This is a genomic window from Pseudomonas sp. GW822-FHT07A10 (assembly GCF_058798795.1).
In genome coordinates this window covers 374,339-386,866 of sequence record NZ_JBXAKV010000001.1, presented here as the reverse complement: position 1 = coordinate 386,866, position 12,528 = coordinate 374,339, and the positions used below count along the sequence as shown (strand labels likewise).

The window sequence follows — 12,528 nt, the reverse complement described above, 5'->3', positions numbered from 1 at the left end:
CTGATGAACAGCTCTAGAAGCATTGCGCAGTGGCAAGATTACATTCAGGGTTGCCTGGATTTTCGGCCGGCTGAAGGTATTTACCGTGTCGCCCGTGACATGTTCACAGAGCCGGAACTGTTCGACCTGGAGATGGAGCTGATCTTCGAGAAGAACTGGATCTACGCCTGCCACGAGAGTGAAATCGCCAATCCCAATGATTTCCTGACGATGCGCGCAGGTCGTCAGCCGATGATCATCACCCGCGATGGAAGCAATCAGCTCCACGCGCTGATCAACGCTTGCCAGCACCGGGGCGCGACCCTGACTCGCGTCAGCAAAGGTAACCAATCTACCTTCACCTGTCCGTTCCACGCCTGGTGTTACAAAAGTGATGGCCGCCTGGTCAAGGTCAAGGCTCCGGGGGAATACCCGGAAGGTTTCGACAAAGCAACCCGCGGCCTGAAGAAGGCCCGGATCGAGAGCTACAAGGGCTTCGTCTTTATCAGCCTGGACGTCAATGGCAGCGACTCGCTGGAAGACTACCTCGGCGATGCCAAAGTGTTCTTCGACATGATGGTCGCGCAGTCTCCGACCGGCGAACTGGAAGTACTGCCCGGCAAGTCGACCTATAGCTATGACGGCAACTGGAAACTGCAGCACGAAAACGGCCTGGATGGTTATCACGTCAGCACCGTGCACTACAACTACGTCTCCACGGTGCAGCATCGCCAGCAAGTCAACTCGGCCAAGGGCGGCGGCTCCGACACGCTGGACTACAGCAAGTTGGGCGCCGGCGATGCCGAAACCGACGACGGCTGGTTCTCGTTCAAGAATGGCCACAGCCTCTTGTTCAGCGACATGCCCAACCCGACTGTACGCGCCGGGTATGCCAGCGTCATGCCGCGTCTGGTGAAGGAATACGGCCAGCAACAAGCCGAGTGGATGATGCATCGTCTACGCAATCTCAACATCTACCCAAGCCTGTTCTTCATGGATCAGATCAGCTCGCAGCTGCGTATCGTGCGCCCAGTGGCCTGGAACAAGACCGAGATCACCAGCCAGTGCATCGGCGTCAAGGGTGAGTCCGACGCAGATCGGGAAAACCGGATCCGCCAGTTCGAGGACTTCTTCAACGTTTCAGGCATGGGCACTCCCGACGACCTGGTGGAGTTTCGCGAAGCCCAACGTGGATTCCAGGCCCGCCTCGAGCGCTGGAACGAAGTATCCCGCGGCAGTGAAAAATGGGTCGAAGGCCCCACCCCGAACAGCGAGGTTCTGGGCATCAACCCGGTACTGACCGGCACCGAGTTCACGCATGAGGGGCTCTACATCAATCAGCACGGATCCTGGCAGCGCTTCCTTCTGCAAGGTCTGGCACAAAAAGCCCTGAAGTTGAAGGAGGTGTGAAATGAGCGCACTACAACATTCCGTCGAACAATTCCTCTACCGCAAAGCCGAGCTGTGTGATCAGCAGGATTGGGACGCCTACATCGCCCTGTTTGATGAACAGAGCGAATTCCACCTGCCGCAATGGGAGTCGGAGCATGTGTACACCACCGATCCCAAGCGCGGCATGTCGCTGATTTACTACTCGAACCGCTCCGGTTTGGAAGACCGGGTATTTCGTCTGCGCACAGGCAAGTCGGCGGCTTCAAACCCGATGCCGCGCACCTTGCATCAAATCAGCAATGTGCGAATCAAGGAGATCGATAACGGCTTGCTTGAAGTCAAGGCAGCCTGGGTCACGCTCTACACCCGGCAAGGGCTGTCCGAGCAGTTCTACGGCCATGTGACCTACCACCTCAAAGCGGACGCAGACAGCTGGAAGATCACTCGCAAGCACATCGTGCTGCTCAACGACACGATCAACTCAGTGCTTGATTTCTATCACCTGTGAACTGTGGGGCACGCTGTCATGAACCATAAAGTCGCTTTCAGCTTCGCAGATGGCAAGACCTCGTTCTTCGAGGTCAAGCCCAACGAACTGCTGCTCGACGCCGCGCTACGCAATGGCGTGAACATCCCGCTGGACTGTCGCGAAGGTGTCTGTGGCACTTGCCAGGGTCGCTGCGAATCAGGCCAATTCACCCAAGACTACGTCGATGAAGAGGCCCTTTCCGAACAGGATCTGGCGCAACGCAAAATGCTCTCTTGCCAGACCCGCGTGCAATCGGATGCGTCGTTCTATTTCGACTTCGATTCGAGCTTGTGCAACGCTGGCGCAACCCGGTTACTGCAAACGGTGATCACCGGTGTAGAACAGGTGTCGGCCACCACGGCGATCCTTCATCTGGACGCTTGCGGCCACCAGCAGCAATTGGACTTTCTTCCGGGGCAATACGCTCGACTGCATGTACCGGGCACCAGTGAGTGGCGCTCCTACTCATTCGCCAACCGCCCCAACCCCACCAACCAATTGCAGTTTCTCATCAGGCTCCTGCCTGATGGCGTGATGAGCAACTTCATCCGTGAGCATTGCCGCCCCGGTCAAGTACTCGAGCTCGAGGCCCCATTGGGGAGCTTCTATCTACGTCAGGTGACCAAGCCTCTCGTACTGGTGGCAGGAGGAACCGGCCTGTCGGCCTTCCTCGGGATGCTTGATAACATTGCAGAAAAAGGTGGCTGCGGGCACCCGATCCAACTGTTCTATGGCGTCACCCAGGACAATGACCTGTGCGAAACTCAACGCCTGGCTGATTATCGCGAACGAATCGCCGACTTCGACTATCACCTTGTGGTTTCAAAACCCTCCGTGGATTGGCAAGGTAAAACCGGGTGGATTCCTGACCACTTCGACCGTCAGTCCTTCGAAGCCAACCCATTCGACATCTATCTGTGCGGTCCTCCGCCCATGGTCGACGCGATTAAAACCTGGTTCAACGATCAGAAGATCGAGCAGTTCCAGATGTATTACGAGAAGTTTATCGATAGCAATTCCACACATTGAGCAACAGGGAATTATCCGGAGAGGCATCCAGATATTTCCCTGTTTTTTTATCGTCTGACTACTTCGCAGCCAACCTCCCTTCCTCAAAGAATCAGCGAGGTTTGGCGTGCACTAGACGCCATCATCCGCTGTTGCGCTACCAACAGTCGGTTTCAGCGCAGAATACAGAGCAGGCCGACACAGGCGGTTGACGTCAATCAAGTAATCCAGACAAGGCCATTCCTACAACCTTGCGTAAACCTGGATGTCGAGGACGGACCTGGAAAAAAACCATTCTGGACCCGATCCCCAATGAGCAAAATTGATGTAACTCATTGTTGTTAAATATAATTTTAAAAAAATTACTCACATTTTCCTGGCGTCTGCCGATGGCTTTTTTACCGGACCCAGGGAGCTGCAGGAATGAGGAACAACCAACCCGTTACGCAACGTGAGGTCGCGCTTGCACCTCAACAGAAACTCATCTCGACAACAGATGCTCGAGGAGTCATCACTTACTGCAATGACGCCTTCGTAGAAATCAGTGGCTTCGACAGAGCCGACCTGATTGGCGCACCGCAAAATATCGTCCGCCATCCCGATGTGCCTCCTGCCGTATTCGCCCATATGTGGGGCGCTCTCAAGCAAGGCAACCCGTGGATGGGCATTGTCAAAAACCGCTCCAGAAACGGTGACCATTACTGGGTCAATGCCTATGTCACACCGATTTTCGAAGGCAGCCAAGTGGTTGGCTATGAATCAGTCGGGGTCAAACCCACTGCCGAACAAGTTCACCGCGCCGAATCCCTCTACAAGCGCATCAGTCAGGGCAAGGCGGCCATCCCCGCGCGTGACAAGTGGCAACCGGCCCTGCTTGGCTGGCTGCCATTCCTGGTTATGGGCTTGGCGGGGGCTTTGAGTGGTGTCTTACTCAACACCTTCGTGGCCATTGCCATCACGGCAGTTGTCTCTGCACCGCTCGGACTGATCGTCACGCGCTGGCAAAAGCAGGGGACATTGCGCTTGCTACAGATGGCTGAACCCTCCACCTCCGATCAACTGATCGCGAAAATGTACAGCGACGAGTGTGGCCCTCAGGCACGCCTTGAAACCGCCTTTGTGAGCCAGGCCGCGCGCCTGAAGACCTGTCTTACACGTCTGCAGGACACCGCGGAGCAACTCAGCGGACTAGCCGGGAGGTCCGACGTATTGGCCGCCGACAGCTCACGGGGTCTTGATCGCCAGCGTGTCGAAACCGAACAAGTGTCCGCAGCGGTCAATCAGATGGCGGCGACCACACAAGAAGTCGCCAGCCATGTCCAACGCACCGCTGACGCCTCCCAAGAAGCTAACTTGCTGACCGGACGCGGACGCGATGTGGCCCGAGATACCCGCGAAGCGATCCAGCGACTGTCCGCTGTGGTTGGCGAAACCGGGCAGACGGTCGCGCAGTTGGCCAAGGACAGCAATGAAATCGGAACCGTGGTCGATGTCATCAAAGGCATTGCCGATCAAACCAACCTACTGGCCCTGAATGCCGCGATCGAAGCTGCGCGCGCTGGTGATATGGGTCGAGGCTTCGCCGTGGTGGCGGACGAGGTGCGTCAGTTGGCACAGCGCACCTCTGAATCCACGACGCAGATCCATGGCCTGATAACCAAGCTCCAGATGTCTTCCGATAACGCCGTGCAGACGATGGAAAGTGGTCGCCGTCAGGCCGAAGAAGGTGTGGTGTGGGTGCTTGAGGCAGACAAAGCGTTGGTAGGTATCAGTGAAGCGGTCGCCAATATCACTGATATGACAACCCAAATTGCAGCGGCCACTGAAGAGCAAACCGCCGTTGCAGAGGAAATCAGCCGTAATATCACCACCATCGCGCACCTGGCAGATCAGACATCAGAGCAGGCCCATCATTCGGCAGAGTTAAGCAAGGAGTTGACCCGGACGGCTAATACTCAGTATTCATTGGTCGAGCGCTTTAATCGATGACTAGAGGTGTTTGAGCTGACCGAAGAAGCTCGCAGTTGACCAGCGAAAATACGGGAGAGCACCGACCTCAAGTGGTTTGCGCCACAATCGGCATGGGGACGGCCTTCATAGGCCGTTTCCCTGCCACAATGCAATAAACCCGAAACCTATTTCGCCGTAATCACCGACAACTTGGTAATCCCCGCCCGCTCGATCGAGGCCATCGCCCGCGCTACTTCGCCATAATTCACTCCGTTGTCCGCCTGCAGTTGCACGCGCACGTCGGGATTTTTCGCTTTGGCCGCTTGTAGGTTGAACTCGAGCAGATCCGCCTGGATCTCGTCCTTGTTGATGAACACCTTGCCCTTGTCGTCGATGCTCACCACCAGCGGATCTTTCTGTTCCACCGGCGCCACCGATTCGGTCTTCGGCAGGTTGATCGGGATCGCGTTGGTCAGCAGTGGCGCGGTGACGATAAACACCACCAGCAGCACCAACATCACGTCCACCAGTGGCGTAACGTTGATCTCGCTGAGCACTTCATCGCTGTCTTGTGTGGAGAAGGCCATTTCAGGAGGCCTCCTTGACTTGCTGTCCGGCGACGGTCGCGCCGGACTTGCTCAGCACCGGGTGCAACAGAACGCGGAACGCGTTTTTCTGCGCCAGGCTGTAGAAGTCGTGGGCGAAGTCATCGAGGTCGGCGACGGTCAGTTTCAGGCGACGCAGGAAGTAGTTGTAGACCAGCACCGCCGGCACCGCGACAGCGATACCTACGCCCGTCGCAACCAGTGCTGCGCCGATCGGCCCAGCCACGGTTTCCAGGCTCGCCGAGCCTGCCGCACTGATGCCTTTCAAGGCCGACATGATGCCCCATACCGTGCCGAACAGGCCGATGAAGGGCGAGGTGCTGCCAATACTGGCGAGGATCGCCAGGCCGCTTTCAAGCGAACGCCGTTCGCGCACGATCTGTTGGCGCAGGGCACGCTCGAGACGGTCCTGGTGGTTGATCGCCTGGCTCAAGTCGGCGGCTTGTGCGCCCTCTGGCACCTGGATCGCGGCATAACCGGCCAGTGCCACGCGAGCCGCAGCGCCCGGTTGGCCATGGGCCAATTCAGCGGCGGAATCGAGACTGGAAGCGGCCCAGAAGTGTTTATGGAATTTGCGATCCTGGGTCTTGAGACGGGTGAACTGCACGCCCTTGAGCAAAGCCAGGCCCCAGGTGGCGACGGAAAAGAGGATCAACAGCCAGATGATAGTGTGTTCGATGGATTCGAAAGGGGATGCGATCAGGTTCATGGTCAGGCTCTCCAACAAGGCATTAAATCGGTTGTAGCGATGCGCCTTTTGTCAGGTGGCCCGCGGTATACGTCGACAGGTTGCGTTACTTGATTTTGAAATCGATGGGCACGCTGACCCAGCCATCCTGGGCGACATCACCCTGCTTGGCCGGGACGAAACTCCAGCGCTTGACCGCCGCCAGTGCCGCGTCATCAAGTTGGTCGCGGCCGCTGCTTTTCTGGATCTGGATTTCACCGGGCTTGCCACTGGCCAGGACGTGCACACGCAACAACACCGTGCCTTCCCAGCCGCGACGCATCGCCAGCGACGGGTATTCCGGTGCTGGGTTCTTCAAGTAACCAGCGCTGGCCGACGCCGGGGTCACCGGTTTCGGTGGCGGCGGTGCGGGTGGCGCTAGTGCGGCGACCGGTTGTGGCGACGCAGGTGACGCAGGCGGCTGCTCCACCGGTTTGGCCACGGGTTTGGGCACCGGTTTAACCACAGGCTTGGGCTTGGGAATCGGTTTGGGAGGCGATGGCTTGATCGCCAGCTCATCCTCCACGGAAGGAGGTGGCTCGACCACGGGTTGTGGAATCGGCTCCGGCGGTGGAGGCACCACCACCGGTGGCGCCGGCTGCGAGAACTCGATGGTCATCGGCGGAATCTCAGGCGGCACCACCGGCAGTTGCGGCGGCGGGGTCTGGTTGACCCAGACAATCACCGCGCCATGCAACACCAACGCGAACACCCCCAGCAAGACCGCTTCGCGGCGACTCAACACGTGCCTGGGCGTGCTGAGCTGCCGCGACAGCGCCAAGGGTTCCCGGAAGACCCGGCCAAGATCGAGCAGTTCACCGCCGGGTAGTGGGTGCCGGAACACCTCTAGGGCACTGGCGGCATTCTGGACATTGCCCATTGATAGACTCCTGTAAATCTTCAGGTAGAACCCGGACTACCGCGACGGTTCCGATTGCGTGACTGTCAGTGGCGCAGCGGAAAACACCGCCGTATCGGTGAGTTTTTCCACATCAACACGATGGGGAAAGATCTTCTTTTCCACGAACAAGTCATCGACTTGCTGCAAGGCCTGCACATCCCGCGGTTCAACCGGCAACAGCGACTCATCGCCCCAGCTGCGCAGCGTCTGCGAGACTTCAAGGGGAATGTCGTTGACCTTGGCGAAGACCCGAGCGTACTCGTCGGGATTGCGCTGCGCCCATTCGAACGCCTTGGCGAAGCGCCGCAATACATCACTCAGTGCCTTGCGTTTGAGCGGGTCGGTCAGCACTTCATCGGAGGCGGTGATAAACGTCAGCCCGGTGTTGATGCCTTCGCCACTGATCAGCACCCGAGCGCCCTTCTGCTCGGCGAATGCCTGATACACCCCGAACGTAGCCCAGGCTTCGATTTTCCCGGCGTTGAACGCCGGCAAGGCGTCGGTCGGCAAGACGAAGCCGACGTTGACGTCTTTCTCATCGACCCCGGCATTGGCCAGCGCGCGAATCAGCAGGTACTGGGAAATGCTGCCTCGGGCCGACGACACCACCACGTTGCGACCTTTCAAATCCGCAACGCTGCGAATCGTTGAATCCGGTGGAACCAGAATCGCGATCCCTCTCGATTGACTGCGCCGTACCGCGACAATCCGCAACGGCGTGCCGCCAGTCGCCGCCGCGAGCACCGGGGTATCACCGGCCGGCCCCAGATCGACAGCGCCGGCGCGCAGGGCTTCGAACAGCGGCGCGGCGCCCTGGAAGTTGGCCCACTGCACCTTGTAGTCGATGCCCTCCAGCGCATTCGCCGCCTCGACCACCGTGCGCAGGCCCTTGGCCTGATCGCCCAGCACCAGCGTCACGCCGGACAAATCTGACTGGGCCGCCGATGAGGACTTTGTCTCGACGGTCTCACCGCAACCGCCGAGCAACAGCGCGGCGCCAGACAACAGCACAGCCGTGGTTTTCCAGATGCGTCCTGGCATGGCAAAAAATTCCTTTATCAAAAAATCAGCCATGAGCAAAACGCCGGACGTTGCCAGTCGACACTGCTGGTACAGCGCCGGCCGCTTGAATCGCTGGCTCGTTCGCTTCAACCCCCAACAGGCTCAACAAACGCGCGCGGATTTGCTGAAAGCCTTCCTGACCAGTATCCCGGGCCCGCGGCAGGTCTATGGTCAATTGCTCGGCGATCTTGCCGTTGGCCAGCACGATGACCCGATCGGCCAGCAGGATCGCTTCATCCACGTCGTGGGTCACCAGCAGCACGGCCGGCGTGTGTTTGCGCCATAGCTCGATGATCAGCCGATGCATGCGAATCCGGGTCAGGGCATCGAGTGCGGCGAACGGTTCATCAAGCAGCAACAGCTTGGGCTCGCGCACCAGACCGCGGGCCAGCGCCACTCGCTGCGCTTCGCCACCAGAGAGCGTCGCCGGGTAGGCTTCCAGGCGATGGGCCAGGCCCACTTCGGTCAGCGCCTGCACCGCACGCGCCTTGGCATCGGGGATGTGCAGGCCGAGAATCACGTTCTTCCAGGCGCGCTTCCAGGGCATCAGCCGAGGTTCCTGAAACACCGCCGCCCGCGCCTTGGGCACCCGCAGCTGGCCGCTGTCGATGCTGTCGAGTCCGGCCAGGCTGCGCAATAAAGTGGTCTTACCCGAACCGCTGGCCCCCAGCAGCGCGACGAATTCGCCGGGGGCAATGTCCAGGTCCAGGCCGTCGATGACCCGCTGTTGACCAAACTGGCGCACCACATTGCGCAGCTGTACGGGTGCTGCTGAATGCGCGGTTTTAGACGCGTCCAAAAGATCGATGCTCGACATATCAGTTCCTCACAAAGGATGGGCGCCAGGCCAGGGCAAAACGCTCCAGCGTACGAATCAGTCCGTCGATCAACAGGCCGAGGACGCTGTAAATCAGCAGGCAGATCACGATCACATCGGTGCGCATGAAATCCCGCGCATCACTGGCCAGATAGCCAATGCCGGCGGTGGTGTTGATTTGCTCGACAAACACCAGGGCCAGCCAGGAAATTCCCAGGGAGTAACGCAGGCCGACGAAGAATGAGGGCAACGAGCCCGGCAGAATCACATGCCAGATCAACTCGCGACGATTCAGGCCCAGAGTGTTGGCCGCCTCGATCAGTTTGGGATCGATGTTGCGAATGCCGGCGAACAGGTTCAGGTACACCGGAAAGGTGGTGCCGGTCACGATCAGGGCAATCTTGGTGAACTCGCCGATACCGAACCAGAGAATGAACAGCGGCACCAGCGCCAGCGAAGGGATGGTGCGCAGCATCTGCATCGGCGAATCGAGGATCACTTCGCCGCGCTTCGACAGGCCGGTAATCAGCGCCGCGACGACACCGATGCTTACGCCGATGCTCAGTCCCACGAGCGCCCGCTGCAGGGATACCAGCAGATGTTTGCCCAGCTCCCCGGAAGTGATCATGGCCCAGAGCGTGCCGCCAATCTGCGACGGCGCGGCGATCACGCGTTGCGGAATCAGCCCCCACTGCGACGCCAGTTCCCACAACAGCAGCAGCGCAATCGGGCTGATCAATCGCAGCAATGCCTCAGGTGTTCGCCAGTTGCGCAACCAATCGGGGAGCAACCTTGACGCACCCCGGCTATCACCAGTGAGGCGAGCGGCCTTATTGACGGAAAACGAGCTACTGGCGCTCGGCGTATCGAAAGTCTTTTCAGTCATCAGGCTTCCTTCCTCATAAAGAACATGGCTGGAGGCGCCATGCGTCTGCTTCGGATTCATGCTATTCGTATAAAAAACCTCAGTGAAATTCTTTTTGGGAATAACCTAATATGATTAAAAATCAGATAGCTGATCAGCCAGATAAATTATTTGCATAGTAAACCGGCTCAGCCCGGGTCCTTTGCAGGGTCTGCCACCGACTCAACACAAAATGCGTATCTCTGATACATCAAACAAAAAGTAATCAATTAATTTAATAATTAACTTAGAACAAAACGGCATTTCACAGCCCTGCCCCGCTGCGCCTACTTTCCACACCACAGACCGACCCCTTGCCCGGTGGAGGCTTTAATCACGCCCGTTCAACGACAAGGAACTCATCATGAGTATTGAATTCATCGGTTACATCGGCGGTCATCATTCTTCAGAGATCCACCCTCGCAGCGGCCCTACCCTGCAACCGGAGTACGTGGAGAAAGTCGCCCGCGCTCATGACGAGGCCGGTTTCGACCGCGCCTTGGTGGCCTTCCACTCCAACAGCCCGGACAGCACGCTGATTGCCTCGCATGCCGCCAGCGTGACCAAGAATCTGAAATTCCTGATCGCCCATCGGCCAGGTTTCGCCGCGCCGACCCTGGCCGCGCGGCAGTTCAACACCCTTGATGTGCTCAATGGCGGACGCACCGCGGTGCACATCATCACCGGCGGCGACGACCGCGAACTGCGGGCCGACGGCAGTTACATCGGCAAGGACGAACGCTACGCACGCACCGATGAATACCTCGATGTACTGCGCCAGGAATGGACCAGTGAAAAGCCCTTCGACTATCAGGGCACGTACTACCAGGTCGAGGGCGCGCATTCGGCGGTGAAGTCGCCGCAGCAACCGCACATTCCACTGTATTTCGGCGGCTCATCGGCAGCGGCCATCGCGGTGGCGGGCAAGCATGCGGATGTTTATGCACTGTGGGGTGAAACCTACGAACAGGTGCGCGAAGTGGTGAACCAGGTGCGTGCCGAAGCGGCCAAACACGGGCGTAGCATCCGCTTCAGCCTGTCGCTGCGACCGATTCTGGCGGACACCGAAGCGCAAGCCTGGGAGCGTGCCGAACGCATCCTGCAACAGGCTACCGCCCTCGCCGAGCAGAACGGTTTTGTCCGCCGCGAACCACCGAACGAAGGCTCCCGGCGCCTGCTCGCGGCAGCGGCCCAGGGCTCGCGGCTGGACAAGCGATTGTGGACCGGCATCGCCGGCCTGCTCGGCGCGCAAGGTAATTCGACGTCGCTGGTCGGCACTGCGGAACAGGTCGCCGAAGCCCTGCTCGACTATTACGACCTGGGCATCACCACCTTCCTGATTCGCGGCTTCGACCCGCTCGACGATGCCATCGACTACGGCAAGCGGCTGATCCCACTGACCCGCCAATTGGTGGCCGAGCGTGAACGGCAAGCAGCGGAAAAAGTGGCTTGACCACCCCGATTCTGCGAAACAAAAAAGGGGCTTACCTTGCGGTAGGCCCCTCTCTTTTGAAGTGGATTCGTATCACTCTTTATAAGCCGTATCGCTGCGCTCCAACTGCCGAATCAGCGCATTCCAGTGCCGGGCAACACCCGGCCCGTCACCACTTTTGAACACCTCGGCCTGTTTCTCGACCTTGGCCACCACTTCGGCCGGCGGGAAGATCAGTTCGGCGTTGCCACCCGCCTGTGCCGCGATCTGAATAGTGCAGGCCCGCTCCAACACATGCAGTTGCTGGAACGCATGCTCGACGCTGATGCCCGCCGTCAACAACCCATGATTGCGCAGGATCAACACGCTCTTGTCACCCAGATCCGCCACCAGCCGTTCGCGCTCGTCCAGGTCCAGCGCAATGCCTTCATAACCGTGATAAGCCACCCGCCCGGAAAAACCAATGGAATGCTGAGAGATCGGCAGCAGGCCATCGCGCTGGGCGGACACGGCGATGCCGTCGCGGGTGTGGGTATGCAGGACCGCTTGCAGGTCTGGACGCGCACCGTGAATGGCGCTGTGGATCACATAACCGGCGTAGTTGATACCGAGCCCGGTCGGGTCGTCGACGAGGGTGCCATCGATGTCGACCTTGACCAGGTTGGAGGCGGTGATTTCATCGAACAACAAGCCGAAGGCGTTGATCAGGAAATGCTCGTCGGGGCCCGGCACCCTTGCGGAGAAGTGCGTGTAGATGTGATCAGTCCACTTGAACAAGGCCGCCAGCCGATAGGCCGCGGCCAGTTTCACACGCACCTCCCACTCTTCGGGGCTGACGCGCTGGCGAACATTTTTCGAGACACTGGATAACGGGCTGACGCTGCTCATGGCAAAACTTCCTGGATGGCCTTAAGGATCTCCAGCAAGCCTAGGGGAAGGCAAAAAATAATAAAAAGCACATTTTAATCTAAGCTAATTATTATTTTTTTTTATTATAAATCTCCCTTCTCACGCTAATGCCGTTCACTTCAGCAATTTCAGCCGCGACGCATTCTTTGTAGCAGCTGTCGAGCCTGCGAGGCTGCGTTCGACTGCGAAGCAGTCGTCAAACCAGTGATTGCGGTGTGTCAGGCAGACCGCACTAGCCGAATTCACGACTGCTGCGCAGCCGAACGCGGGCTTCGCCAGCTGCTACAGATCACATTACGGCTTTAGTAAACAG

The 12,528-nt window shown here is 58.7% G+C and carries 12 protein-coding genes and 1 pseudogene; 6 read left to right on the top strand and 7 right to left on the bottom strand.

The features are described 5' to 3' along the window. Nucleotides 1-3 precede the first annotated feature (3 nt). The 5 genes and pseudogenes from antA (at nucleotide 4) to AC1RL4_RS01595 (ending at nucleotide 4,897) form a co-directional block, all read left to right on the top strand. Nucleotides 4-1,389 (top strand): anthranilate 1,2-dioxygenase large subunit, encoded by a 1,386-nt coding sequence (gene antA, locus AC1RL4_RS01615; protein WP_028940858.1) that lies wholly within the window; start codon nucleotides 4-6, stop codon nucleotides 1,387-1,389. 1 nt (nucleotide 1,390) lies between these two features. Further along, nucleotides 1,391-1,879, top strand: coding sequence for an anthranilate 1,2-dioxygenase small subunit (gene antB, locus AC1RL4_RS01610; RefSeq protein WP_018927825.1), 489 nt, complete (start codon nucleotides 1,391-1,393; stop codon nucleotides 1,877-1,879). A gap of 18 nt (nucleotides 1,880-1,897) precedes the next feature. Continuing rightward, nucleotides 1,898-2,929 (top strand): anthranilate 1,2-dioxygenase electron transfer component AntC, encoded by a 1,032-nt coding sequence (gene antC, locus AC1RL4_RS01605; protein ID WP_096480380.1) that lies wholly within the window; start codon nucleotides 1,898-1,900, stop codon nucleotides 2,927-2,929. A 402-nt stretch (nucleotides 2,930-3,331) separates the two neighbouring features. Continuing rightward, a pseudogene (locus AC1RL4_RS01600) lies at nucleotides 3,332-3,598 on the top strand (PAS domain-containing protein); the annotation flags it as partial. 225 nt (nucleotides 3,599-3,823) lie between these two features. Next, entirely contained in the window at nucleotides 3,824-4,897 is a 1,074-nt protein-coding gene (locus AC1RL4_RS01595) for a methyl-accepting chemotaxis protein (RefSeq protein ID WP_413696007.1), read from the top strand. 146 nt (nucleotides 4,898-5,043) lie between these two features. Here the strand turns inward: AC1RL4_RS01595 and AC1RL4_RS01590 are convergent, their stop codons facing one another. From AC1RL4_RS01590 to AC1RL4_RS01565, 6 genes are all read right to left on the bottom strand, one after another. Then, the gene (locus AC1RL4_RS01590) at nucleotides 5,044-5,445 is read right to left on the bottom strand and encodes an ExbD/TolR family protein (protein WP_019578566.1); all 402 of its coding nucleotides are present in this window, start codon (nucleotides 5,443-5,445) and stop codon (nucleotides 5,044-5,046) included. Nucleotide 5,446: 1 nt separating this feature from the next. Next, nucleotides 5,447-6,172 carry a MotA/TolQ/ExbB proton channel family protein gene (locus AC1RL4_RS01585; RefSeq protein WP_019578565.1) on the bottom strand — a complete coding sequence of 242 codons (726 nt, stop codon included), beginning with the start codon at nucleotides 6,170-6,172 and terminating at the stop codon, nucleotides 5,447-5,449. 85 nt (nucleotides 6,173-6,257) lie between these two features. Then, a complete protein-coding gene (locus tag AC1RL4_RS01580; protein WP_230172165.1) occupies nucleotides 6,258-7,070 on the bottom strand; it encodes an energy transducer TonB in 813 nt (270 codons plus the stop codon). Nucleotides 7,071-7,106: 36 nt separating this feature from the next. Next, a complete protein-coding gene (locus AC1RL4_RS01575) occupies nucleotides 7,107-8,132 on the bottom strand; it encodes an ABC transporter substrate-binding protein (protein ID WP_019578563.1) in 1,026 nt (341 codons plus the stop codon). 25 nt (nucleotides 8,133-8,157) lie between these two features. Beyond that, nucleotides 8,158-8,970 (bottom strand): ABC transporter ATP-binding protein, encoded by an 813-nt coding sequence (locus AC1RL4_RS01570; RefSeq protein ID WP_019578562.1) that lies wholly within the window; start codon nucleotides 8,968-8,970, stop codon nucleotides 8,158-8,160. 1 nt (nucleotide 8,971) lies between these two features. Then, entirely contained in the window at nucleotides 8,972-9,856 is an 885-nt protein-coding gene (locus AC1RL4_RS01565) for an ABC transporter permease (protein ID WP_096480384.1), read from the bottom strand. Nucleotides 9,857-10,238: 382 nt separating this feature from the next. Here AC1RL4_RS01565 and AC1RL4_RS01560 point away from each other — a divergent pair, with 382 nt between their 5' ends. Then, nucleotides 10,239-11,327, top strand: a complete 1,089-nt coding sequence (locus AC1RL4_RS01560; protein ID WP_019578560.1) for an LLM class flavin-dependent oxidoreductase — start codon at nucleotides 10,239-10,241, stop codon at nucleotides 11,325-11,327. Between the two features lie 72 nt (nucleotides 11,328-11,399). On the opposite strand, the gene AC1RL4_RS01555 is transcribed toward AC1RL4_RS01560, so the two are convergent. Further along, the gene (locus tag AC1RL4_RS01555) at nucleotides 11,400-12,194 is read right to left on the bottom strand and encodes a class II aldolase/adducin family protein (protein WP_019578559.1); all 795 of its coding nucleotides are present in this window, start codon (nucleotides 12,192-12,194) and stop codon (nucleotides 11,400-11,402) included. Nucleotides 12,195-12,528 lie beyond the last annotated feature (334 nt).